This window comes from Micromonospora sp. MA102 (genome assembly GCF_025460765.1).
Lineage (GTDB): Bacteria > Actinomycetota > Actinomycetes > Mycobacteriales > Micromonosporaceae > Micromonospora > Micromonospora halotolerans.
In genome coordinates this window covers 508,314-530,840 of record NZ_JAMWEG010000003.1, presented here as the reverse complement: position 1 = coordinate 530,840, position 22,527 = coordinate 508,314, and the positions used below count along the sequence as shown (strand labels likewise).

Here is a 22,527-nt window from a genome sequence, read left to right as displayed (position 1 = left end):
GACACAAACTGTTCCGGTGGCCCGCCCCGGAGGGCGGGCCACCGCAACGAGCCCTTACTTGGAGTAGAGCTCGACGATCAGCTGCTCCTGGACCTGGGTGTCGATCACCTGGCGGGCCGGGAGCGAGTGCACGAGGATCTTCATCTGGCTGGGGATCGCCTCGAGCCAGGCCGGAACCGACCGCGAACCGGCCTGAGCCTGCGCCACCACGAACGGGGTGAGCTGCTTGCTCTTCTCCCGCACCTCGATGATGTCGTGCTCCTTGACGCGGTACGACGGGATGTCGACCTTCTTGCCGTTCACCGTGAAGTGACCGTGCTTGACCAGCTGGCGGGCCATGTCCCGGGAACCGGCGTAGCCGGCCCGGTAGACCACGTTGTCCAGCCGCGACTCAAGGATCTGCAGGAGGACCTCACCGGTCTTCGCCTGCTTGCCCACGGCCTCCTCGTAGTAACCGCGGAACTGCTTCTCCAGCACGCCGTAGACCCGGCGAGCCTTCTGCTTCTCACGGAGCTGGAGCAGGTACTCCGTCTCCTTGGTGCGGCCGCGGCCGTGCTGCCCGGGCGGGAACGGCCGGGACTCGAACGGGCACTTCGGGCCATCGCACTTGCTGCCCTTGAGGAACAGCTTCATCTTCTCCCGCCGGCAACGGCGGCAGTCAGCACCGGTGTAACGAGCCATCTCTCTCTACCTCTCAGACCCGACGACGCTTCGGCGGACGGCATCCGTTGTGCGGCTGCGGGGTGACGTCGGAGATCTGCCCGACCTCCAGCCCGGCGGCCTGCAGCGAACGGATGGCGGTCTCCCGGCCGGAGCCGGGGCCCTTGACGAACACGTCGACCTTGCGCATGCCGTGATCCATGGCCCGGCGCGCGGCGGCCTCGGCGGCCAGCTGCGCGGCGAACGGGGTCGACTTGCGCGAGCCCTTGAAGCCCACCTGGCCCGAGGAGGCCCAGGAGATGACCGCACCGGTCGGGTCCGTGATGGACACGATGGTGTTGTTGAAGGTGCTCTTGATGTGCGCCTGCCCGTGGGCGACGTTCTTGCGTTCCTTGCGCCGGACCTTCTTGACGGCGGCTCCGGCACGAGCCTTCGGTGGCATAAGTCTGTGCGCTCCTAGTTACTTCTTGCCGGGCTTCTTCTTGCCGGCGACGGTCCGCTTCGGGCCCTTCCGGGTCCGCGCGTTGGTCTTGGTCCGCTGGCCACGGACGGGCAGGCCCCGGCGGTGCCGGATGCCCGCGTAGCAGCCGATCTCGACCTTGCGGCGGATGTCTGCGGCGACCTCGCGGCGAAGGTCACCTTCAACCTGGTAGTTGGCCTCGATGTGGTCGCGGAGCTGCACGAGCTCCTCGTCCGTGAGGTCCCGAGCGCGCTTCTCCGGCGAGATGCCGGTGGCGGCGAGCGTCTCCAGGGCACGGGTGCGACCGACCCCGAAGATGTAGGTGAGCGCGATCTCCAACCGCTTGTCGCGGGGGAGGTCCACGCCGACTAGACGTGCCATGTGCGGGCGTACTCCTCGTGATGTTGTGCGGAGGTGTGGACCCGTCCCACCCCGCTACCGTCCGTCCCTGTCCTTCCGGCGCGTTCAGCGCCGGCGACCGGGATCGGTCGCTGCCCGAGCGGGCCCCGGCCTCCGACCGGGGGTCAACCACGAGGAAGTACGCGCTGCGTACCGCTCGCGGCTGGGACGAGCTGGTGATGTGTGTGCGGGATCTGCGAACCCGGGCCGGTTCCGCCGCCGCTCGTCACGGTCGGCGGGAACGGTTCAGCCCTGGCGCTGCTTGTGGCGCGGGTCAGAACAAATGATCATGACCCGGCCGTGCCGGCGGATCACCCGGCACTTGTTGCAGATCCTCTTGACGCTCGGCTTGACCTTCACGGTTGCCTTACTTCCCATCTGGCCCGGAGACGCGACGGTGCGCGACCCGGACGTCGAAGACGGACACGGGACGTCCCGGCCGTCGTCAGGCTTACTTGTAGCGGTAGACGATGCGCCCGCGGGTCAGGTCGTACGGCGAGAGCTCGACGACAACCCGGTCCTCCGGCAGGATGCGGATGTAGTGCTGCCGCATCTTGCCGCTGATGTGAGCCAGCACCTTGTGGCCGTTCGCGAGCTCCACCCGGAACATGGCGTTCGGCAGGGGCTCGATGACCCGACCCTCGATCTCGATGGCTCCGTCTTTTTTCGGCATGTCCTCCGCTGTCCTGACGTCGGTTGCTCCGGACGGCCCACAACGTCTTACACGGGCTCCGGCGAGGATTCGCCGAGCCCGAGCCAGCCGCGGCTCCGACTCCCACCGAAGCGCAGGGTGGGCATGCCGGAGTGGACGCTGTGCGCCGATCTGAAAGTGTACGCCCGCCTGCGCGCCGTCGCCAAACCGGCCACCCGGCCGGTCCCCCGGCCGCAGGAAATCCCGCGCCCGCTGTGACCACCGCCACAGGCAACCGGTCAGCGCCGGCCGCGCCGCTCCCGGCGACGGGGTCGGCCCGGGTGCCCCGGATGGCCGCCGCCGATCAGCCCGACCGACTGCATCACCAGCAGGGCGCCCCACGGGCCGAGCACCCAGGCCGGCCAGAAGTTCGCCAGGTCCCGGGAGCCGATCGAGACGAGGACCCAGATCGGGACCAGGATCCCGGCGACCCGCAGCCACGGCGTCCAGAGCCCGAGCAGCCGGGACCGCGCGCCCCCGGCCACCGGCCCACCGTCCCCGGTCACCGGTGACGGCGGCGGTGGCACGGGCGCCACCGCGGAGCGCTGCGCCGGCGCCGGGCCGGGCAGGTCCGCCACCACCTCGTCCAGGTCGGCGTAGGTCTTGGCGCCGTACGCCCGGGCCAGCCGCTCGTCGTACTCGTGCAGGCCGAGCCGGCCCTCCTCCAGCGCCACCCGGAGCCGCTCCGCCGTGGCCTCCCGGTCGGCGTCGGCCGCCCGCATTCCGCTCCGCCCGTCCATGCCGGCAAGCATGACACCGTCCCGCCAACGCGGGGAACCGCCCGCGGGCGGGACGGCGAGGCCCCGACCGCCCGAGCGGACCGATTCCGGTCAGACGGCCGGCGAGTCGGCGGGCTGGCGTGCGGTGACCAGGTCGCCGAGCCGGGCCCGGCCGCCGTCCTCGGCGGTCAGCACCCAGACGCCGTCGTCCAGCAACGCCATCGAGTGCTCGACGTGCACCGCCATCGACCGGTCGCGGGTCACCACGGTCCAGCCGTCGGCCAGCTCGACCGTACGCGCGGAGCCCATGGTGATCATCGGCTCGATGGCCAGCGCCATGCCCGCCACCAGACGCGGGCCCTTGCCCGGGCGCCCGTGGTTCAGCACGTGCGGGTCCTGGTGCATCTCGGTGCCGATGCCGTGCCCGCCGTAGCCGTCGACGATGCCGTACCGGCCGCCCTTGCGGACCGTGGTCTCCACCGCGTGCGAGATGTCGGTGAGCCGGCCCTTGCCGCTCGCCGCGCCCCGTGCGGCGGCGGCGATGCCGGCCCACATGGCGTCCTCGGCGACCGCGGCCATCTTCAGCAGGGCCGGCTCGACCTCGCCGACGCCGACCGTGATGGCCGCGTCGCCGTGCCACCCGTCGAGCACCGCACCGCAGTCGATCGAGATGAGGTCGCCCTCGCGGAGCACCTGCTCGGACGACGGGATGGCGTGCACCACCTGCTCGTTGACCGACGAGCAGATCGATGCCGGAAAGCCGTGGTAGCCCTTGAACGACGGGACCGCGCCGGCCTCCCGGATGGTGGCCTCGGCAATCGCGTCGAGATCGGCGGTGCTGACGCCGGGGGCGACCGCCTCCCGCATCCGGCGCAGCGCGCGGGCGACCACCAGACCGGCGGCCCGCATCAGCTCGATCTGCTCAGGGGTCTTCAGCTGGATGTCCAGCTGGGGACGACGCATGGAGGCGACACCTTTCGTTGCGCGGACCAGCGGGGCACGTCGCACGTACCCCGCTGTTCGCACTCTATCCGCCGCAGTCCGGCGGGACGTCAGCCGCCGTACGAGCGAAGGGCGTCGATGGCGCGGACGGTGACGTCCTCCACCGGGCCGGTCGCGTCGATGCCGACGAGCTTGCCCTGGGCGCCGTAGTAGTCGACGAGCGGCGCGGTCTTCTCGGCGTACTCCCGCAGCCGGGCCGCGATGGTCTCCGGCTTGTCGTCGTCCCGCTGGAACAGCTCGGCGCCACACCGGTCGCAGACACCCTCGCGGGTGGTGGCGTCGAACTCGACGTGCCAGATCTTGCCGCAGCCCCGGCAGGTGCGCCGGCCGGAGAGCCGCCGGATCACCTCGTCGTCGTCGACGACCAGCTCCAGCACCAGGTCCAGTGCCGTGCCGAGGTCGGCCAGGAGCTTGTCCAGCGCGGCGGCCTGCGGGGTCGTGCGCGGGAAGCCGTCGAGGAGGAAGCCCTCGCCGGCGTCCGGCTCGGCGAGCCGGTCCCGCACCATGTTGATGGTGACCTCGTCCGGCACCAGCTTGCCGGCGTCCATGTACCGCTTCGCCTCGACCCCCAGCGGGGTGCCCTGGGAGACGTTGGCCCGGAAGATGTCACCGGTCGAGATCTTGGGCACCGAGAGGTGCGCGGCGATGAACTCCGCCTGCGTGCCCTTGCCCGCGCCCGGCGGGCCAACCAGAACGAGTCGCATCTACCGCAGGAACCCTTCGTAGTTCCGCTGCATGAGTTGGCTCTCGATCTGCTTCACGGTCTCCAGACCGACGCCGACCATGATGAGCACAGCGGTGCCGCCGAACGGGAAGTTCTGGAACTGCTGGTTGTCGAGCCAGATGAAGAAGAAGTTCGGCAGGATCGCGACGATGCCCAGGTAGAGCGCGCCCGGCAGGGTGATCCGGCTGAGGATGAAGTCGAGGTACTCGGCGGTCGGCTTGCCGGGGCGGATGCCCGGCACGAAGCCGCCGTACTTCTTCATGTTGTCCGCGACCTCGGTCGGGTTGAACGTGATCGACACGTAGAAGTACGTGAAGAAGATGATCAACAGGAAGTAGATCGCGATGTGCTCCGGCGCGGCGGCCTTCACGATGTGGTTCTGGATCCAGGCCTGGGTCTTCCCCGGGTTGTTCTGGTCGAAGAACTGGAGGGCGAGCGTCGGCAGGTAGAGCAGCGACGAGGCGAAGATGACCGGGATGACACCGGCCTGGTTCACCTTGAGCGGGATGTAGGTGGAGGTGCCGCCGTACATCCGCCGGCCGATCATGCGCTTGGCGTACTGCACCGGAATCCGGCGCTGCGCCTGCTCGATGAAGGTGACCGCGGTGATGACCAGCAGGACCAGGGCGATGACGAGGAGGAACATCCCCCAGCCCTTGGTGGTCTTGATCTTCCAGCCCTCGCTGGGGAGCCGGGCCGCGATCGAGGTGAAGATCAGCACGGACATGCCGTTGCCGACGCCCCGGTCGGTGATCAGCTCACCGAGCCACATCACCATGCCGGTGCCGGCGGTCATCGTCATGACCAGGATGGTCAGCGTCAGCCAGTCCGGGATGCCGGTGCCCCGCGGGACGATCGGGAACTGGTCGCACTGGTTGTTGAAGAGCTGACCCGAGCGCGCCAGCGCCACGAACGCCGAGGACTGGAGGATGCCCAGGCCCAGCGTCAGGTAGCGGGTGTACTGGGTGATCTTCGCCTGGCCGGCCTGCCCCTCCTTGCGGAGCTGCTCCAGACGCGGGATGACCACGGTCAGCAGCTGCAGGATGATCGACGCGGTGATGTAGGGCATGATGCCCAGCGCGAAGACCGAGAGTTGGAGCAGCGCGCCACCCGAGAAGAGGTCCAGCAGGCCCAGCACACCGGTGCCGCCCTGGACGGTGTCGAGGCACTTCTGCACGTTGCCGTACGACACGCCCGGGCTGGGCAGCGTGGCGCCCAACCGGTAGACCGCGATGATGCCTACTGTGAACAGCAGCTTCTTGCGCAGGTCAGGCGTACGGAACGCACTGAGAAAGGCGGACAGCAACTTCTTCCTCCTGCGCGACGCGGGCCGCCGGTGATGATCCCTGGCGGAGCGGGGTGGGTGCCGGGCGGAGCGCCCGATATCCATAGCTGGGAAGGGACTCTAACAGCCCGACCCGGGTCCGGGCAGATGCGCCCGGCTACATAAAACGAATCCGATGTTACCCGGCGCACATTCGCCAGGTAGAGCACGGCGCCCGCCCAGTTGCGGACAACTGAGCGGGCGCCATGAGTGCCTTACAGCTCGGTGACCGAGCCGCCGGCCGCGGTGATCTTCTCCTTGGCCGACGCGCTGAACGCGTGCGCCGACACCTGGAGCGCCACACCGCCGAGGTCGCCGGTGCCGAGCACCTTGACCGGGTGGCCCTTGCGGACCGCACCGGCCTCAATCAGCTCGACCGGGCCGACCTGGCCGCCGTTCGGGAAGAGCTCGGCGAGCCGGTCCAGGTTCACCACCTGGAAGACGACCTTGAACTTGTTCTTGAAGCCCTTCAGCTTCGGCAGGCGCATGTGGATGGGCATCTGCCCACCCTCGAACGCCGCCGAGATGTTCTTCCGGGCCTTGGAACCCTTGGTACCGCGACCGGCGGTCTTGCCCTTCGAGCCCTCACCGCGACCCACCCGGGTCTTGTCGGTCTTGGCTCCGGGCGCCGGGCGCAGGTGGTGCACCTTGATCGTCATTACTCGACCTCCTCGACCTTCACGAGGTGGTTGACCGTGAAGATCATGCCCCGGATCTCCGGCCGATCCTCCTTGACCACCACGTCGTTGATCCGCTTGAGACCGAGCGAACGCAGCGAGTCACGCTGGTTCTTCTTGGTCCCGATCTCGGACCGGACCTGGGTGACCTTCAGGCGTGCCATCAGGACGCCACCCCCGCCCGCGACGCCAGCATGGCGGCCGGCGCGACGTCCTCGACCGGCAGACCACGACGGGCCGCGACCTGCTCCGGCGACTCGAGCGCCTTCAGGGCCGCCACCGTGGCGTGCACGATGTTGATCGGGTTCGACGAGCCGAGGCTCTTGGAGAGCACGTCGTGGATGCCCGCGCACTCCAGCACGGCACGGACCGGACCGCCGGCGATGACACCCGTACCGGCCGAAGCCGGCTTGAGCAGCACCACACCGGCCGCGTCCTCGCCCTGCACCGGGTGCGGGATCGACTGGCCGATCCGCGGCACCTTGAAGAAGTGCTTCTTGGCCTCCTCGACACCCTTGGCGATCGCCGCGGGCACCTCCTTGGCCTTTCCGTAGCCCACACCGACGGTGCCGTCGCCGTCGCCCACGATCACCAGGGCGGTGAAGCTGAAGCGACGACCACCCTTCACGACCTTGGCGACGCGGTTGATCGCGACGACCCGCTCGAGGTGCGGGGTCTTCTCGACGGGCGCGTTTCCGCGGCCGCCCTCACGGCGGTTGTCGCGGCGACCACCCTCGTTGCCACCGGACCCGCCGCCACGGCGCTGTTGACCTGGCATCAGCAGCCTTCCTTCTCTCTCGTGACGGGGTTTCTAGAACTCGAGCCCGGCTTCGCGGGCGGCTGCGGCAAGCGCGGCGACCCGCCCCGCGTACCGGTTGCCACCGCGGTCGAAGACGACCTTCGAGACGCCGGCGGCCTTGGCGCGCTCGGCGAGCAGGGCGCCGACCTTGCCGGCCAGGGCGCTCTTGTCGCCCTCGGCGCCGCGCAGCGAGGCGTCCATGGTCGAGGCCGACGCCAGGGTGTGACCCTTGGTGTCGTCCACGATCTGGGCGACGATGTGCCGCAGGGAGCGGGTGACGACCAGGCGGGGACGCTCGGTGGTGCCGCTGACGTTCTTGCGGACCCGGAAGTGCCGGCGCGCACGCCCGACGGCCCGCTTGGCGGCGACGCCGCGGCGGCGCTTGAGCAGCGTGGCGCTCACTTCTTACCTGCCTTTCCAGCCTTGCGGCGGATGACCTCGCCCTGGTACTTCACGCCCTTGCCCTTGTAGGGCTCCGGCGGGCGGATCTTCCGGATGTTGGCGGCGACCTCGCCGACCTGCTGCTTGTCGATGCCGGCCACGTGGAACAGCGTCGGCCGCTCCACCGTGAAGGTGATGCCCTCCGGGGCCGGAACCAGCACCGGGTGCGAGAAGCCGAGGGCGAACTCGAGGTCCTTGCCCTTGGCGGTCACGCGGTAACCGGTGCCGGCGATCTCGAGGCTCTTGCGGTAGCCCTCGGTCACGCCGACGATCATGTTGGCCACCAGCGTACGGCTCAGGCCGTGCAGCTCCTTGGCCTTGCGCTCGTCGTTGGGCCGGTTGACGTGCAGCGTGCCGTCCTCGCCCCGCTCCGCCCTGATCGGCTCGGCCAGTACGTGGCTCAGCTCGCCCTTGGGGCCCTTGACCTTGACGGTCTGGCCGTCGATGGTGACGTCGACGCCGGCTGGCACCGGGATCGACTTACGTCCAATACGCGACATTTCTACCTGTCTCCCGTTACCAGACGAAGGCGAGGACTTCCCCGCCAACGCTCCGCTTGCGGGCCTGCCGGTCGGTCAGCAGCCCCTGGGACGTCGAAATGATCGCCACGCCCAGCCCGCCGAGCACCCGCGGGAGCCCGTCCGACTTGGCGTACACCCGGAGACCGGGCTTGGACACGCGCTTGATGCCGGCCAGGCTCCGCTCCCGGTTCTGGCCGTACTTCAGCTCGACGACCAGTCGCTTGCCGACGACGCCCTCCTCGGGCTCCTCGACGGCCCAGGTGGCGATGTAACCCTCGGCCTTGAGGACCTCGGCGATGTTCGCCTTGATCTTCGAGTAGGGCATCGTCACCCGGTCGTGGTACGCCTGGTTGGCGTTACGCAGACGCGTGAGCATGTCTGCGATCGGGTCGGTCATCGTCATGAAATTCGTCAACCTTTCTCGCCGGGGTTCCCCGGGCCAGGCCCGGGGCCTACGGCGAAGAGACAGTTCAGCTGACGCGCGAAGCGCGCCGGGCTATTACCAGGAAGCCTTGGACACGCCGGGCAGCTCACCGCGGTGGGCCATCTCCCGGATGCACACCCGGCAGAGACCGAACTTGCGGTAGACCGCCTTCGGACGCCCGCACCGCTGGCAGCGGGTGTACGCGCGAACCGAGAACTTCGGCTTCGCGGCCGCCTTGAGGATCAGCGCCTTCTTGGCCATCTCAGTTCTCCTTGAACGGGAAGCCCAGGAGCTTGAGCAGCGCCCGGCCCTCGTCGTCGGTCGTGGCGGTCGTGACCACCGTGATGTCCATGCCCCGCTGGCGATCGATCTTGTCCTGGTCGATCTCGTGGAACACCGACTGCTCGGTCAGACCGAACGTGTAGTTGCCGTGGCCGTCGAGCTTGCGCCCGTCCAGGCCGCGGAAGTCGCGGATACGCGGCAGCGCGATCGAGAGCAGCCGGTCCAGGAACTCCCACATCCGGTCGCCCCGCAGGGTGACCTTGGCGCCGATCGGCATGCCCTCACGCAGCTTGAACTGCGCGATGGACTTGGTCGCCCGCCGCACCAGCGGCTTCTGGCCGGTGATCGTGGCCAGGTCGCGGACGGCGCCGTCGATCAGCTTGGCGTCCCGAGCGGCCTCGCCGACGCCCATGTTGACGACGATCTTGACGAGCCCGGGCACCTGCATGGGGTTGCCGTAGCTGTACTGCTCCTGCAGCTTCGCCACGACCTCGTTGCGGTACCGCTCCTTGAGGCGCGGCAGGGTCTTGGTTTCGGTAGCCGTGGTCATCAGAGGTCCTTACCGGTGCTACGCGCGATGCGGACCTTCTGGCCGTTGTCGTCCACCCGGTAGCCGACGCGGGTCGGCTTGCCGTCGGAGTCCAGGACCTGCACGTTCGAGACGTGGATCGGGGCCTCCTGGGTGACGATGCCACCGGTCTTGGCGCCACGCTGGGTGGTGCTGATGCGAGTGTGCTTCTTGACCCGGTTCACGCCCTCGACCAGGACCTTGTCCTGCCGCGGGTAGGCCGCGATGACCTTGCCCTTGGCACCCTTGTCCTTGCCGGCGATGACGACGACCGTGTCGCCCTTCTTGACCTTCACGGTCACAACACCTCCGGCGCGAGAGAGATGATCTTCATGAACCGCTTGTCCCGCAGCTCCCGGCCCACCGGGCCGAAGATGCGGGTACCGCGCGGGTCCCCACCGTCCTTGATGATGACGGCGGCGTTCTCGTCGAAGCGGATGTACGAGCCGTCCGGCCGCCGCCTCTCCTTGGCGGTGCGAACGACGACGGCCTTGACGACGTCGCCCTTCTTCACACCGGCACCGGGGATCGCGTCCTTGACCGTGGCCACGATGACGTCGCCGATGCTCGCGTAGCGCCGACCGGAGCCACCGAGAACCCGGATGCACAGGATCTCCCGGGCACCCGTGTTGTCGGCGACGCGCAGTCGCGACTCCTGCTGAATCACGTCTATCTCCTATGTCTGCCGGTTCTCCGGCCGCCGGGGGCGGCCGGAGCCTGGCGGAACCTGCGCCCGACCGAACCCGGCCGAGCTCGAGCCTTCGCTACTTGGCCTTCTCGAGGATCTCCACGAGCCGCCACCGCTTGGTGGCGGACAGCGGCCGGGTCTCCATGATCAGGACCCGGTCGCCGATGCCGGCCGAGTTCTGCTCGTCGTGGACCTTCAGCTTGCTGGTCCGGCGCATGATCTTGCCGTACAGCGCGTGCTTGACCCGGTCCTCGACCTCGACCACAACGGTCTTTTCCATCTTGTCGCTGACCACGAGGCCCTCGCGAACCTTGCGACGGGCCCGCGCGGTGGCGGTCGTGTTCTCACTCATGATGCAGTCACCTCAGTCGGCGCGGCCGAGAGACCCAGCTCACGCTCACGCATGATCGTGTAGATCCGGGCGATCTCCCGACGGATGACCTGCAGCCGCCGGTTGTTGTCCAGCTGCCCGGTTGCGGCCTGCACGCGGAGGTTGAACAGCTCCGCCTTCGCCTCGCGCAGCTTCGTGACCAGCTCCTCCTCGGAGAGCTCACGCAGCTCGGAGGCCTTGACGCCCGCTGCCATCAGGATTCACCCACTTCGCGCGTAACAATGCGGCACTTCATCGGGAGCTTGTGGATCGCGCGACGCATCGCCTCTCGCGCGATCTGCTCGTTGGGGAAGGACATCTCGAAGAGAACCCGCCCCGGCTTGACGTTGGCGACCCACCACTCGGGCGAACCCTTACCGGAACCCATGCGGGTTTCCGCCGGCTTCTTGGTGAGGGCCTGGTCCGGGAAGATCGTGATCCAGACCTTGCCGCCACGCTTGATGTGACGGGTCATCGCGATACGCGCCGACTCGATCTGGCGGTTGGTCACGTAGGCCGGCTCGAGAGCCTGGATCCCGAACTCGCCGAACACCACCCGGTTACCGCCCTTGGACGCGCCACTGCGGTCCGGGTGGTGCGGCTTGCGGAAGCCCTTCGGGGGCTTGCGCGGCATCAGCATCTGTCAGCCCTCCTGCTGCGTTTCTGCCGGCTGAGTGGCGGCCGCGGCGACGGCGCCGGCGTCAACCGGCTCGCCGCTCGGCGTCTCGGCCTGCTGCGCGATGGTGGTCGCGGCAGCCCGGCCGGCCTCGGTGCCACCGGCGGTCGTGCCCGACGAACCCGACCGGCCACGGCGCGGCCGCTCGGGGCGGTCACCGCGGTCACGGCGCGGGCGGGACGGACCGGTCTCGGCCGGAGCCTCCCGGCCCGGGACGGCGTCGCCCTTGTAGATCCAGACCTTCACGCCGATCCGGCCGAAGGTGGTACGGGCCTCGAAGAAGCCGTACTCGATGTTGGCCCGCAGCGTGTGCAGCGGGACCCGGCCCTCGCGGTAGAACTCGGTCCGGCTCATCTCGGCGCCGCCGAGACGACCCGACACCTGCACCCGGATGCCCTTGCAGACCGGGTTCTTCATCGCGGACTGCATCGCCTTGCGCATGGCCCGACGGAAGCTGACCCGGCTGGACAGCTGCTCGGCGACGCCCTGGGCGACCAGCTGCGCGTCCGACTCGGGGTTCTTCACCTCGATGATGTTCAGCTGGACCTGCTTGCCGGTGAGCTTCTCCAGCTCGCCGCGGATCCGGTCGGCCTCCGCACCCTTACGGCCGATGACGATGCCCGGCCGGGCGGTGTGGATGTCGACGCGGACCCGGTCCCGGGTGCGCTCGATGTCGACCTTGGAGATACCGGCGCGCTCGAGGCCCTTGGACATCATCCGGCGGATCTTGACGTCCTCGCCGATGTAGTCCTTGTAGAGCTTGTCCGCGAACCAGCGGGACTTCCAGTCGGTCGAGATGCCGAGCCGGAACCCAGTGGGGTGAACCTTCTGACCCATTACTCGGCACCTTCCGTCGTGCTCTGCCCCTCAGCGGCCTCGGCCTGCTTGGCCGGGGCGGCCTTCTTCGCCGACTTCTTCGGCGCGGCCGGCGCGACCGCCTCGACCGCCACGGTGATGTGGCAGGTCCGCTTGCGGATCCGGTACGCCCGGCCCTGCGCGCGCGGCCGGAACCGCTTCATCGTCGGGCCCTCGTCGACGAACGCCTCGCTGACGAGCAGCGCATCGGGGTCCAGCCGCTCGTTGTTCTCCGCGTTGGCGATCGCGCTCGCGAGCACCTTGTACACCTGCTCGCTCGCAGCCTGCGGCGCGAACTGCAGCACCGTGAGCGCCTCCTTCGCGGGCAGGCCGCGGACGAGGTTGACCACCCGGCGCGCCTTCATCGGCGAGATGCGCACGTGCCGCGCAACCGCCCGCGCGCCCGGAAGCACCGGAGCGTCGCCCTTTCCTGGCATCGCTGTAACCCCTTGTTCCTCTATCCGTATGCCCGCGGCGTCAGCGCCGGCGGCTCTTCCGGTCGTCCTTCTCGTGACCCTTGAACGTGCGGGTCAGCGCGAACTCGCCGAGCTTGTGCCCGACCATGGCCTCGGTCACGAAGACCGGGACGTGCTTGCGTCCGTCGTGCACGGCGATCGTGTGACCCAGCATCTCCGGGATGATCGTCGAGCGACGCGACCAGGTCTTGATGACGTTCTTCGAGCCCTTGTCGTTCTGCGTCTCCACCTTCTTGAGCAGGTGGTCGTCGACGAACGGGCCCTTCTTCAGGCTGCGAGGCATGTCTTATCTCCCTCAGCCGCGCTTACGCGTGGCGTAGCGGCGGCGGACGATCAGCCGGTCGCTCGGCTGGCCCTTACGACGGGTGCGGCCCTCGGGCTTACCCTGCGGGTTGACCGGGTGGCGACCACCGGAGGTCTTACCCTCACCACCACCGTGCGGGTGGTCCACCGGGTTCATGGCCACACCACGGACGGTCGGGCGCTTGCCCTTCCACCGCATCCGGCCGGCCTTACCCCAGTTGATGTTCGACTGGTCGGCGTTGCCGATCTCGCCGATGCTGGCGCGGCAGCGCACGTCGACCCGCCGGATCTCACCGGACGGCATGCGGAGGGTCGCGTACACGCCCTCACGGCCGAGCAGCTGGATGCCGACGCCGGCCGAGCGGGCCAGCTTGGCGCCGCCGCCCGGACGCAGCTCCACGTTGTGGATGGTGGTACCGACCGGGATGTTGCGCAGCGGCAGGTTGTTGCCCGGCTTGATGTCGGCGCTCGGCCCCGACTCCACCCGGTCGCCCTGCTTCAGGTCCTTCGGCGCGATGATGTAGCGCTTCTCGCCGTCGGCGTAGTGCAGCAGCGCGATGCGCGCGGTGCGGTTCGGGTCGTACTCGATGTGCGCGACCTTCGCCGGCACACCGTCCTTGTCGACCCGCTTGAAGTCGATCAGACGGTACTGCCGCTTGTGGCCGCCACCGTGGTGACGCGTGGTGATCCGGCCGTGGGCGTTGCGTCCGCCCTTCTTCGGCAGCGGAGCCAGCAGCGACTTCTCAGGCGTCGACCGGGTGATCTCGGCGAAGTCGGCGACGCTCGAGCCACGCCGGCCCGGCGTCGTCGGCTTGTACTTACGGATAGCCATTGTCTACACCCCTCAGCTGACCGGGCCGCCGAAGGCCTCGATACGGTCACCGTCAGCCAGCTTCACGATCGCCCGCTTGGTGGACTTGCGCTGACCGAAGCCGGTCTTGGTGCGCTTGCGCTTGCCCTCGCGGTTGAGCGTGTTGACCGTCAGGACGCGGACGTTGAAGATCTGCTGGATAGCGATCTTGATCTCGGTCTTGTTGGCGTCCGGGTGCACCAGGAAGGTGTACCAGTTCCGGTTCAGCTCGCTGTAGCTCTTCTCCGAGACGACCGGGGCGACGATGATGTCGCGCGGATCGGCGATCGTGCTCACTTGCCACCCTCCTCGGTGGTCTCGGCGGGAACGCCCAGGAACTCGTCCAGGGCCTCCTTCGTGAAGACCACGTCGTCGGCCACCAGCACGTCGTACGTGTTGAGCTGGCCGGCTTCGATCAGGTGCACGCGCGGCTCGTTGCGCAGCGACACCCAGTTCAGCTCGTCGGTGCTGCTCAGCACGACCAGGACCCGACGGGCCTCGGTCAGCTTCGCCAGCGTGGCCAGCGCGGCCTTGGTCGACGGCTTCTCGCCCGAGACGAACGCCTCGACGACGTGCACCTGGCCGGCGCGCGCCCGGTCGGAGAGGGCGCCACGCAGGGCGGCGGCCTTCATCTTCTTCGGGGTGCGCTGGCTGTAGTCGCGCGGCACCGGGCCGTGGACCACGCCACCGCCGGCGAACTGCGGCGCGCGGATCGAGCCCTGGCGGGCACGACCGGTGCCCTTCTGCTTGTACGGCTTCTTGCCTCCACCGGAGACCTCGCCGCGGGTCTTGGTCTTGTGCGTGCCCTGCCGGGCCGCCGCCAGCTGAGCCACCACGACCTGGTGCATCAGCGGGATGTTGGCCTGAGCGTCGAAGATGTCGGCGGGCAGCTCGACGGAGCCGGCCTTGTTGCCTTCGACGTTGAGGACGTCAACGGTGGTCACTTGGCCGCACCGCCCTTCTTGACCTTGGTCTTGGCCGCGGTGCGGACCAGGACCAGCGCGCCCTTCGGGCCCGGAATGGCGCCGCGGACGAGCAGGAGGTTGTTGTCGGTGTCCACCGCCTGGACGGTCAGGTTCTGGACGGTGTAGCGAACGCCACCCATCCGACCCGCCATCCGGGTGCCCTTGAAGACGCGACCCGGGGTCGCGCAGGCGCCGATCGAGCCCGGCGAGCGGTGCTTGCGCTCGACACCGTGGCTCGCGCGCAGACCGTGGAAGCCGTGCCGCTTCATCGGGCCGGCGTAGCCCTTGCCCTTGGTCTTGCCGGTGACGTCGATGGTCACGCCGGCCGGGAACTCCTCGACCGTGACCTCCTGGCCCGGCGAGTAGTCCGCGGCGTCGGAGGTGCGCAGCTCGACGATGTGCCGGCGCGGCGCGACGTCCGCCTTGGCGTAGTGCCCGGCGACCGGCTTCTTGACCTTGCGCGGGTCGATGGCCCCGTACGCCAGCTGGACCGCGGAGTAACCGTCCTTGTCGGCGCTACGAACCTGGCTCACGACGCACGGGCCGGCCTGAACCACGGTCACGGGAACAACGCGGTTGTTGTCCCAGACCTGGGTCATGCCGAGCTTTGCGCCCAGGATCCCCTTGACTTGCCTGTCCATTTGTCCGGTCCCTACAGCTTGATCTCGATGTCGACGCCAGCCGGCAGGTCGAGGCGCATGAGCGAGTCGACCGTCTTCGGGGTCGGGTCGATGATGTCGATCAGACGCTTGTGCGTGCGCATCTCGAAGTGCTCGCGCGAGTCCTTGTACTTGTGCGGCGAGCGGATGACGCAGAAACGGTTGATCTCCGTGGGCAGCGGCACCGGGCCAGCGACCTGCGCCCCGGTACGCGTCACCGTCTCGACGATCTTCCGAGCCGAGGAGTCGACGACCTCGTGGTCATAGGCCTTGAGCCGGATGCGGATCTTCTGTCCCGCCATGGTGGCTTCTGTTCCTTCTCTCGATGCCGCTGTGTTGCGGGCGCCTGTACCGGCTGGCACAGGCCCACTTCGCCGACCCCCGCGGTCGGGCGTGTCGCGCCCGTGGGCCGGGCTCCGCCCCGATGCTCCGGAGCGATTTCCGACCACGCGGTGGGTCATGGCGCCGATCGCGGTGACCGCGACCTGGACGCCGCGCGAGGGTGGTTGACCGCCAGGGGCGATCAACCACCCTACGCGAGACTGTCTGTCACCCGGAGGTCCAGCGTTAACCAGACGCAGGTAACTGACCGTCGTTACGCAACCTGACTAGTATGCCGCACGACCGGCGGCGACGCTAATCGGGGTTACCCAGCTCACTTGACGATCTTGGTGACGCGACCAGCGCCGACCGTGCGGCCACCCTCCCGGATCGCGAACTTGAGGTTTTCCTCCATCGCGATGGGCTGGATCAGCTTCACGGACATCGTGGTGTTGTCGCCCGGCATGACCATCTCGGTGCCCTCGGGCAGCGTGACGACGCCGGTGACGTCCGTGGTCCGGAAGTAGAACTGCGGACGGTAGTTCTGGAAGAACGGGGTGTGCCGGCCGCCCTCCTCCTTGGAGAGGATGTAGACCGTCGCCTCGAACTCCGTGTGCGGGGTCGTGGTGCCCGGCTTGATGACGACCATGCCGCGCTCGACGTCCTCGCGCTTGATGCCACGCAGCAGCAGACCGACGTTCTCACCCGCGCGGGCCTCGTCGAGCAGCTTGCGGAACATCTCGATACCGGTGCAGACCGTCTTCTGCGACTTCTCGCGGATACCGACGATCTCCACCTCCTCGTTCGGCTTGAGGATGCCGCGCTCGGCGCGACCGGTGACGACGGTGCCACGACCGGTGATCGTGAACACGTCCTCGATCGGCATCAGGAACGGCTTCTCGGTCTCGCGCTCCGGCTGCGGGATCGCGGTGTCGACAGCGTTCATGAGGTCCATGAGCTTGCCGGTCCACTCGGGGTCACCCTCGAGGGCCTTCAGCGCCGAGACCCGGACGACCGGCAGGTCGTCACCCGGGTACTCCTGCGACGAGAGCAGCTCGCGGACCTCGAGCTCGACGAGCTCCAGGAGCTCCTCGTCGTCGACCATGTCGCTCTTGTTGAGCGCCACGACGATGTACGGCACACCGACCTGACGGGCCAGCAGCACGTGCTCGCGGGTCTGCGGCATCGGGCCGTCGGTCGCCGCCACCACCAGGATCGCGCCGTCCATCTGCGCGGCACCGGTGATCATGTTCTTGATGTAGTCGGCGTGACCGGGGCAGTCGACGTGCGCGTAGTGACGCGCCTCGGTCTGGTACTCGACGTGCGCGATCGAGATCGTGATGCCGCGGGCCTTCTCCTCCGGCGCCTTGTCGATCTCGTCGAACGGCGTGTACGGGTTGAGGTCCGGGAACTGGTCGTGCAGGACCTTCGTGATGGCCGCCGTCAGCGTCGTCTTACCGTGGTCGATGTGACCAATGGTGCCGATGTTGACGTGCGGCTTAGTCCGCTCGAACTTCGCCTTCGCCACTGGTGTCCTCCTGTGGACTTTCTTGGTTCGTTCGCCCCGGTGCGCCGGTCGGCGCTTAGGACTCTGTCGACAGCCTTTCCGACCTGACGGCCGGAGAGCCTTTGGTGGGTTCTGCGGCGATGAAGCCTACAGGCCCGGAATTCACACAACTCGACCGAGGTGGCCGCGGGCGGGAGACCCTCCCGCGACCGCCCCGGATCATCGGGTCAGCTCAGGTGAGCGTCACTCACCCGTCGCCTTGGCGATGATCTCCTTCGCCACGCTCTGCGGAACTTCGGCGTAGGAGTCGAACTGCATGCTGTAGCTAGCCCGGCCCTGGGTCTTCGACCGCAGGTCGCCGACGTAGCCGAACATCTCCGACAACGGCACCAGGGCCCGGACGATGCGGGCGCCGCTGCGCTCCTCCATCGCCTGGATGATGCCCCGCCGGGAGTTGAGGTCGCCGATGACGTCACCCATGTTCTCCTCAGGGGTGGTGACCTCAACGGCCATCATCGGCTCGAGCAGTGCGGGGTCGGCCTTGCGGGCCGCCTCCTTCATCACCATCGAACCGGCGATCTTGAACGCCATTTCCGACGAGTCGACCTCGTGGTACTGGCCGTCCAGCAGCGTCAGCTTGACACCCACCAGCGGGAAGCCGGCCAGGATGCCGTACTGCATGGCGTCCTGGGCGCCCGCGTCCACCGACGGGATGAACTCCCGGGGGATGCGGCCACCGGTGACGGCGTTCGCGAACTCGTAGGTCGGCGAGTCGTTGTCCAGCGGCAGCGGCTCCACGCTCACGATCACCCGGGCGTACTGACCGGAACCACCGGTCTGCTTCTTGTGGGTGTACTCGATCTTCTCCACCTTGCGGCGGATCGTCTCGCGGTACGCCACCTGCGGCTTACCGATGTTCGCCTCGACGTTGAACTCGCGGCGCATCCGGTCGACCAGGATGTCCAGGTGCAGCTCGCCCATGCCGGAGATGACCGTCTGACCGGTCTCCTCGTCCAGCTTGACGCGGAAGGTCGGGTCCTCCTCGGCCAGCCGCTGGATGGCGGTGCTGAGCTTCTCCTGGTCAGCCTTGGTCTTCGGCTCGATCGCGACCTCGATGACCGGCTCCGGGAAGGTCATCGACTCCAGGATGACCGGGTTGGCCGGGTCGCAGAGCGTGTCGCCGGTGGTGGTCTGCTTGAGACCCTGCACCGCGATGATGTCGCCAGCCTGGGCCGAGCCACGCTCTTCCCGCTTGTTGGCGTGCATCTGGTAGATCTTGCCGATCCGCTCCTTGCGGTCCTTGGTGGAGTTGACCACCTGGGTACCGGTCTCGACCACACCCGAGTAGACCCGGACGTAGGTGAGCTTGCCGAGGTGCTTGTCGGTCTGGATCTTGAAAGCCAGGCCCGAGAACGGCTCGGACTTCGACGGCTTCCGCTGCATCGGCGTCTCGCCGTCGGTCGCGGTGCCCTCGATGGCCGGGACGTCCAGCGGCGACGGCAGGAAGTCGACGACGGCGTCGAGCATGGGCTGCACGCCCTTGTTCTTGAACGCCGAGCCGCAGAGCACCGGGTTGGCCTTGCTGGCGATGGTCGCGCGCCGGATGGCGGCCTTGATCTCCTCGACGGAGATCTCCTCGCCCTCCAGGTACTTCTCCATCACCGAGTCGTCGACGTCGGCCAGGGTCTCCATCAGCTTCTCGCGCCACTCGGCCGCGGAGTCGGCCAGGTCGGCCGGGATCTCCTCGATCGCGTAGTCCTCACCCTTCTGGGTCTCCCCGCGCCAGGTGAGGGCGCGCATGCCGATCAGGTCGACGACGCCGATGTGGTCGCCCTCGAGCCCGATCGGGATCTGGAGCACCAGCGGGGTGGCGTTGAGCCGGTCGATCATCATCTGCACGCAGCGGAAGAAGTCGGCGCCGGTCCGGTCGAGCTTGTTGACGAAGCACATCCGCGGGACGTGGTACTTGTCGGCCTGCCGCCAGACGTTCTCCGTCTGCGGCTCCACGCCGGCGACACCGTCGTAGACCGCGACCGCGCCGTCCAGCACCCGCAGCGACCGCTCGACCTCGACCGTGAAGTCGACGTGACCGGGCGTGTCGATGATCTGGATCGTGTGGCCCTTCCACTCACACTTGGTAGCAGCGGAGGTGATGGTGATGCCACGCTCCTGCTCCTGCTCCATCCAGTCCATGACGGCAGCGCCCTCGTGGACCTCACCGATCTTGTACGTGATGCCGGTGTAGAACAGGATCCGCTCGGTGGTCGTGGTCTTACCGGCATCGATGTGCGCCATGATGCCGATGTTGCGTACGTTGGCGAGCGCGTCTGCGGCGGCCACTTCAATCCCTACTTATCGTCGTCTAGACACAACTGGTGGCGGTTCCGGCGCCTCGTGGGCGCCGGAACCAAGGTGTTACCAGCGGTAGTGCGCGAAGGCCTTGTTGGACTCGGCCATCTTGTGCGTGTCCTCGCGCCGCTTGACGGCGGCACCGAGGCCGTTGCTCGCGTCCAGCAGCTCGTTCATCAGCCGCTCGACCATGGTCTTCTCGCGACGGGCCTTGGAGTAGGTCACCAGCCAGCGCAGGCCAAGGGTGGTCGCGCGGGCCGGGCGGACCTCGACCGGCACCTGGTAGGTGGCGCCACCGACCCGGCGGCTGCGCACCTCGAGGGTGGGCTTGACGTTGTCCATGGCGCGCTTGAGCGTGACGACCGGGTCGGTGCCGCTCTTCTCGCGGCAGCCCTCCAGGGCGGCGTACACGATGCGCTCGGCGAGCTGGCGCTTACCGCGCATCAGGATCTTGTTCACCAGCTGGGTGACCAGCGGCGAGTTGTACACCGGGTCAGCGACCAGCGGCTTCCGCGGAGCGGGTCCCTTACGCGGCATGTCAGCTCTTCTCCTTCTTCGCGCCGTAGCGGCTGCGAGCCTGCTTGCGGTTGCGGACACCCTGGGTGTCCAGCGAGCCGCGAACGATCTTGTACCGCACGCCGGGGAGGTCCTTCACACGGCCGCCGCGGACGAGCACGATCGAGTGCTCCTGCAGGTTGTGGCCGACGCCCGGGATGTAGGCGGTCACCTCGATCTGGCTGCTGAGCTTGACACGAGCGACCTTGCGCAGCGCCGAGTTCGGCTTCTTGGGGGTGGTGGTGTACACGCGGGTGCACACGCCGCGACGCTGGGGAGACCCCTTGAGCGCCGGGGTCTTGGTCTTGGTCGTCTTGGCCTGACGGCCCTTTCGGACCAGCTGCTGAATGGTGGGCACCGGGTTTCTCCGCTCCCTTCGGCCGCTGCGAGGCGACCGCGCCGTCTGCTCTAGCCGGCCTGATGGACGGCTCTCCTACCTTGCAACCAGGGCCACCTGACGGGGGTCCCAGCACCCGCGGTCGGGCGTGTCGCCCAAGTCACGGTCCCGGCACGGTCACTCGCGTGTCCTACCGGGTTTTTGTCACCGGCGCAGGAAACTCCCGACGCCAGGTCTTGCGGCTCTGTCGTGCGGCCGCGCGATCACCGGTTCACCGGCTCCAGCGCACGCACGCATTGCCCGGGCTGGCCCGGGCACAAGGGGAAAGAGTACCTACCACAGCCGCGCGGGTCAAAACGGAGCGGCTCGGGAGAACCGCATCGCGGTCCGCCGGCCGATCGCATCGTGCCCACGCGCCCGTCATGGGCACCTACGGTGACAAGTGTACCGGCTTCCCCGGCGCTCGGCCCGGCGGCCCCGGTTCCACCCGCGCACTGGACATCCCGGCATACCGGTCATAGCCGGTCAATGCGCGGCCGGACCGGTCGACCGGGTCACGTGATCTGCACCACCAGGGCCAGCACCAGCCCGCCCAGGCTCACCAGCAGGCCCACTCCCCCGCAGCTGAGCCCGGCGATGGCCAGGCCGCGCCCCGTGAACCGCACGGCCGGCGGCGGCGCCGGACGCCGGATCTGCCGCCGGGCCAGCAGCCCCGCCACGACGGCCGCCGTACCCGCGATAACCCCCAGCACGGTGAACGCCCCGGCGGCCCAGGCCCCGCCGTAGTTGGGCCCGGCGACGCCGAAGCAGAGGACCAGCAGCGACACCAGGATCGAGGCGACCCCGATCACCAGGGACCCGATGGCGAGCCCCGACGTGACCGGCGGCACGTCCAGGTGGACCACCCCGAACGGGGTGCCCGGGACCGCGTCGACGCGCTTCGGCGGGCGCGGCTCCTCGCGCGGGGGCGGCGGCACCGACGCCGGAGGCACCGGACCCCAGCCACCGCCGGCCGGTGCGCTCCCCGGCGCCGCCCACCCACCGCCGGTCGCCGGCTGGTTCCCCGGGTACGCCCCGGCCGCCGGCCACCCGGCCGGAGTCACCGGTCCGGGGGCGGCAGGGGCCGGGTAGCCGGCGTGCTGCGACGGGGAACCGGACGGAGCCGACGGTCCGGCCGCGTACCCCGGGTGAGGTGACGGGGAGCCCCACGCCGCGGCGGCGGGCGGAGCCGGGTGCCCGGCGTGGTGTGACGGGGAGCCGGGCGGCGCCGGCGGATACGGCCCGGCGGGCGGCCAGGACCCGGGCGGGGCCGACTGCGGCGGCCCGGCCGCGTCCGGCCCGGTGCCGGGGCGGGTCGGGTCGCCTCCCGGCGGCGGGGCCGGTTCCGTCACGGGGTCCTCCTGTCGACGTGGCTCGCCCACCGCGCGGCGGACACCGGCCAGGCTACCGTCGCGCGTCGCGCCGGCGGGGTCGGGCGCGAGGGCGCTCCCCCGCCCGGTCAGTCGACGTTCGGGGCGAAGTCGTGCCCGAACGGGGCGCCCGCCAGCCGGACCAGGCCGATCACCACGGCCGCCACCATCGCGACGGCCGCGAGCAGCAGGCCCGTCCAGGCCAGCTGCTCCCCCCGGCGCAGCCAGCCGGCGCCGGTGAGGAAACCACCCGACACGTACGCCTCCCGGCGGGCCTGCCGGGCGAGGGTGAGCGCGATGGTCGCGGGCACCACCCCGCCGAGGAAGAAGCCGGTGAGTGCCCCGATCAGCCCGAGGGCGAAGACGGCGCGGGCCTTGGTCGAACGGACCGGCTCCGGGTCGAGCGGGTGGCGGTGCCCCTGCGCAACGACGGGCACCTGCCCGGGCACGGTCGTCATGCCCACCATCATGCCCCGACGCGCCCCCCGGCGGCTCGACACGTCCCGGAACGCGACG

General features: G+C 69.0%; 36 protein-coding genes. All 36 read right to left on the bottom strand.

The window, feature by feature from the left end; translation table 11 throughout:
- Window positions 1-54: 54 nt before the first annotated feature.
- The 36 genes from rpsD to NFX44_RS08965 all read right to left on the bottom strand — a co-directional run bounded on the left by rpsD (window position 55) and on the right by NFX44_RS08965 (window position 22,469).
- Window positions 55-681, bottom strand: coding sequence for a 30S ribosomal protein S4 (rpsD, locus tag NFX44_RS09140; RefSeq protein ID WP_262283046.1), 627 nt, complete (start codon window positions 679-681; stop codon window positions 55-57).
- 13 nt (window positions 682-694) lie between these two features.
- The gene (gene rpsK / locus NFX44_RS09135; RefSeq protein WP_148430066.1) at window positions 695-1,102 is read right to left on the bottom strand and encodes a 30S ribosomal protein S11; all 408 of its coding nucleotides are present in this window, start codon (window positions 1,100-1,102) and stop codon (window positions 695-697) included.
- Between the two features lie 18 nt (window positions 1,103-1,120).
- A complete protein-coding gene (rpsM, locus tag NFX44_RS09130; RefSeq protein WP_262283045.1) occupies window positions 1,121-1,501 on the bottom strand; it encodes a 30S ribosomal protein S13 in 381 nt (126 codons plus the stop codon).
- Window positions 1,502-1,765: 264 nt separating this feature from the next.
- Window positions 1,766-1,879, bottom strand: coding sequence for a 50S ribosomal protein L36 (rpmJ, locus tag NFX44_RS09125; RefSeq protein WP_088982067.1), 114 nt, complete (start codon window positions 1,877-1,879; stop codon window positions 1,766-1,768).
- 91 nt (window positions 1,880-1,970) lie between these two features.
- Window positions 1,971-2,192: a translation initiation factor IF-1 gene (gene infA, locus NFX44_RS09120; RefSeq protein ID WP_007073013.1), complete on the bottom strand. Its 222-nt coding sequence runs from the start codon at window positions 2,190-2,192 to the stop codon at window positions 1,971-1,973.
- A gap of 257 nt (window positions 2,193-2,449) precedes the next feature.
- A complete protein-coding gene (locus NFX44_RS09115; RefSeq protein WP_262283044.1) occupies window positions 2,450-2,950 on the bottom strand; it encodes a DUF1707 domain-containing protein in 501 nt (166 codons plus the stop codon).
- A 90-nt stretch (window positions 2,951-3,040) separates the two neighbouring features.
- Window positions 3,041-3,892, bottom strand: a complete 852-nt coding sequence (gene map / locus NFX44_RS09110) for a type I methionyl aminopeptidase (RefSeq protein WP_262283043.1) — start codon at window positions 3,890-3,892, stop codon at window positions 3,041-3,043.
- An 89-nt stretch (window positions 3,893-3,981) separates the two neighbouring features.
- On the bottom strand, window positions 3,982-4,635 hold the full coding sequence (locus NFX44_RS09105; RefSeq protein ID WP_151463666.1) for an adenylate kinase: 654 nt from the start codon (window positions 4,633-4,635) through the stop codon (window positions 3,982-3,984).
- Complete coding sequence (secY, locus tag NFX44_RS09100; RefSeq protein WP_262283042.1) at window positions 4,636-5,961, bottom strand: preprotein translocase subunit SecY; 1,326 nt, start codon at window positions 5,959-5,961, stop codon at window positions 4,636-4,638.
- Between the two features lie 233 nt (window positions 5,962-6,194).
- Window positions 6,195-6,638, bottom strand: a complete 444-nt coding sequence (gene rplO, locus NFX44_RS09095; protein WP_262283041.1) for a 50S ribosomal protein L15 — start codon at window positions 6,636-6,638, stop codon at window positions 6,195-6,197.
- Window positions 6,638-6,820 (bottom strand): 50S ribosomal protein L30, encoded by a 183-nt coding sequence (gene rpmD, locus NFX44_RS09090; protein ID WP_013473693.1) that lies wholly within the window; start codon window positions 6,818-6,820, stop codon window positions 6,638-6,640. The genes rplO and rpmD overlap by 1 nt, the downstream gene beginning before the upstream one ends.
- Window positions 6,820-7,434: a 30S ribosomal protein S5 gene (rpsE, locus tag NFX44_RS09085; RefSeq protein ID WP_091262790.1), complete on the bottom strand. Its 615-nt coding sequence runs from the start codon at window positions 7,432-7,434 to the stop codon at window positions 6,820-6,822. The genes rpmD and rpsE overlap by 1 nt, the downstream gene beginning before the upstream one ends.
- A gap of 33 nt (window positions 7,435-7,467) precedes the next feature.
- On the bottom strand, window positions 7,468-7,857 hold the full coding sequence (gene rplR / locus NFX44_RS09080; protein WP_151463669.1) for a 50S ribosomal protein L18: 390 nt from the start codon (window positions 7,855-7,857) through the stop codon (window positions 7,468-7,470).
- Window positions 7,854-8,396 carry a 50S ribosomal protein L6 gene (rplF, locus tag NFX44_RS09075; RefSeq protein WP_262283040.1) on the bottom strand — a complete coding sequence of 181 codons (543 nt, stop codon included), beginning with the start codon at window positions 8,394-8,396 and terminating at the stop codon, window positions 7,854-7,856. Before rplF ends, rplR begins: the two co-directional genes overlap by 4 nt.
- A gap of 16 nt (window positions 8,397-8,412) precedes the next feature.
- Window positions 8,413-8,820: a 30S ribosomal protein S8 gene (gene rpsH, locus NFX44_RS09070; RefSeq protein ID WP_262283039.1), complete on the bottom strand. Its 408-nt coding sequence runs from the start codon at window positions 8,818-8,820 to the stop codon at window positions 8,413-8,415.
- A 96-nt stretch (window positions 8,821-8,916) separates the two neighbouring features.
- On the bottom strand, window positions 8,917-9,102 hold the full coding sequence (locus tag NFX44_RS09065; RefSeq protein WP_007073023.1) for a type Z 30S ribosomal protein S14: 186 nt from the start codon (window positions 9,100-9,102) through the stop codon (window positions 8,917-8,919).
- A 1-nt stretch (window position 9,103) separates the two neighbouring features.
- On the bottom strand, window positions 9,104-9,673 hold the full coding sequence (rplE, locus tag NFX44_RS09060; RefSeq protein WP_091317981.1) for a 50S ribosomal protein L5: 570 nt from the start codon (window positions 9,671-9,673) through the stop codon (window positions 9,104-9,106).
- Window positions 9,673-9,993, bottom strand: coding sequence for a 50S ribosomal protein L24 (gene rplX, locus NFX44_RS09055; RefSeq protein ID WP_192579888.1), 321 nt, complete (start codon window positions 9,991-9,993; stop codon window positions 9,673-9,675). Before rplX ends, rplE begins: the two co-directional genes overlap by 1 nt.
- A complete protein-coding gene (gene rplN / locus NFX44_RS09050; RefSeq protein ID WP_007465279.1) occupies window positions 9,990-10,358 on the bottom strand; it encodes a 50S ribosomal protein L14 in 369 nt (122 codons plus the stop codon). Before rplN ends, rplX begins: the two co-directional genes overlap by 4 nt.
- A 97-nt stretch (window positions 10,359-10,455) precedes the next feature.
- Window positions 10,456-10,731, bottom strand: a complete 276-nt coding sequence (gene rpsQ / locus NFX44_RS09045; RefSeq protein ID WP_088991889.1) for a 30S ribosomal protein S17 — start codon at window positions 10,729-10,731, stop codon at window positions 10,456-10,458.
- A complete protein-coding gene (rpmC, locus tag NFX44_RS09040) occupies window positions 10,728-10,964 on the bottom strand; it encodes a 50S ribosomal protein L29 (protein WP_007073028.1) in 237 nt (78 codons plus the stop codon). The genes rpsQ and rpmC overlap by 4 nt, the downstream gene beginning before the upstream one ends.
- Window positions 10,964-11,389: a 50S ribosomal protein L16 gene (rplP, locus tag NFX44_RS09035; RefSeq protein ID WP_007465292.1), complete on the bottom strand. Its 426-nt coding sequence runs from the start codon at window positions 11,387-11,389 to the stop codon at window positions 10,964-10,966. Before rplP ends, rpmC begins: the two co-directional genes overlap by 1 nt.
- A gap of 3 nt (window positions 11,390-11,392) precedes the next feature.
- A complete protein-coding gene (rpsC, locus tag NFX44_RS09030; protein ID WP_262283038.1) occupies window positions 11,393-12,262 on the bottom strand; it encodes a 30S ribosomal protein S3 in 870 nt (289 codons plus the stop codon).
- Window positions 12,262-12,717 carry a 50S ribosomal protein L22 gene (gene rplV / locus NFX44_RS09025; RefSeq protein WP_073834929.1) on the bottom strand — a complete coding sequence of 152 codons (456 nt, stop codon included), beginning with the start codon at window positions 12,715-12,717 and terminating at the stop codon, window positions 12,262-12,264. Before rplV ends, rpsC begins: the two co-directional genes overlap by 1 nt.
- Before the next feature lie 40 nt (window positions 12,718-12,757).
- On the bottom strand, window positions 12,758-13,039 hold the full coding sequence (rpsS, locus tag NFX44_RS09020; protein WP_007073032.1) for a 30S ribosomal protein S19: 282 nt from the start codon (window positions 13,037-13,039) through the stop codon (window positions 12,758-12,760).
- A 12-nt stretch (window positions 13,040-13,051) separates the two neighbouring features.
- Complete coding sequence (rplB, locus tag NFX44_RS09015; RefSeq protein WP_262283037.1) at window positions 13,052-13,891, bottom strand: 50S ribosomal protein L2; 840 nt, start codon at window positions 13,889-13,891, stop codon at window positions 13,052-13,054.
- 12 nt (window positions 13,892-13,903) lie between these two features.
- Window positions 13,904-14,206, bottom strand: a complete 303-nt coding sequence (rplW, locus tag NFX44_RS09010; protein WP_091317975.1) for a 50S ribosomal protein L23 — start codon at window positions 14,204-14,206, stop codon at window positions 13,904-13,906.
- On the bottom strand, window positions 14,203-14,853 hold the full coding sequence (rplD, locus tag NFX44_RS09005) for a 50S ribosomal protein L4 (protein WP_151463675.1): 651 nt from the start codon (window positions 14,851-14,853) through the stop codon (window positions 14,203-14,205). Before rplD ends, rplW begins: the two co-directional genes overlap by 4 nt.
- Window positions 14,850-15,515 carry a 50S ribosomal protein L3 gene (gene rplC, locus NFX44_RS09000; RefSeq protein WP_262283036.1) on the bottom strand — a complete coding sequence of 222 codons (666 nt, stop codon included), beginning with the start codon at window positions 15,513-15,515 and terminating at the stop codon, window positions 14,850-14,852. The genes rplD and rplC overlap by 4 nt, the downstream gene beginning before the upstream one ends.
- An 11-nt stretch (window positions 15,516-15,526) precedes the next feature.
- On the bottom strand, window positions 15,527-15,835 hold the full coding sequence (rpsJ, locus tag NFX44_RS08995; RefSeq protein WP_007073037.1) for a 30S ribosomal protein S10: 309 nt from the start codon (window positions 15,833-15,835) through the stop codon (window positions 15,527-15,529).
- A gap of 353 nt (window positions 15,836-16,188) precedes the next feature.
- On the bottom strand, window positions 16,189-17,382 hold the full coding sequence (tuf, locus tag NFX44_RS08990) for an elongation factor Tu (RefSeq protein ID WP_262283035.1): 1,194 nt from the start codon (window positions 17,380-17,382) through the stop codon (window positions 16,189-16,191).
- Between the two features lie 222 nt (window positions 17,383-17,604).
- Window positions 17,605-19,701: an elongation factor G gene (gene fusA / locus NFX44_RS08985; protein WP_262283034.1), complete on the bottom strand. Its 2,097-nt coding sequence runs from the start codon at window positions 19,699-19,701 to the stop codon at window positions 17,605-17,607.
- A gap of 75 nt (window positions 19,702-19,776) precedes the next feature.
- Entirely contained in the window at window positions 19,777-20,247 is a 471-nt protein-coding gene (gene rpsG / locus NFX44_RS08980) for a 30S ribosomal protein S7 (protein ID WP_088647009.1), read from the bottom strand.
- A 1-nt stretch (window position 20,248) separates the two neighbouring features.
- Window positions 20,249-20,623 carry a 30S ribosomal protein S12 gene (rpsL, locus tag NFX44_RS08975; protein WP_007465318.1) on the bottom strand — a complete coding sequence of 125 codons (375 nt, stop codon included), beginning with the start codon at window positions 20,621-20,623 and terminating at the stop codon, window positions 20,249-20,251.
- A 533-nt stretch (window positions 20,624-21,156) separates the two neighbouring features.
- Window positions 21,157-21,579, bottom strand: a complete 423-nt coding sequence (locus tag NFX44_RS08970; RefSeq protein WP_262283172.1) for a hypothetical protein — start codon at window positions 21,577-21,579, stop codon at window positions 21,157-21,159.
- Between the two features lie 521 nt (window positions 21,580-22,100).
- On the bottom strand, window positions 22,101-22,469 hold the full coding sequence (locus NFX44_RS08965; RefSeq protein WP_262283033.1) for a hypothetical protein: 369 nt from the start codon (window positions 22,467-22,469) through the stop codon (window positions 22,101-22,103).
- Window positions 22,470-22,527 lie beyond the last annotated feature (58 nt).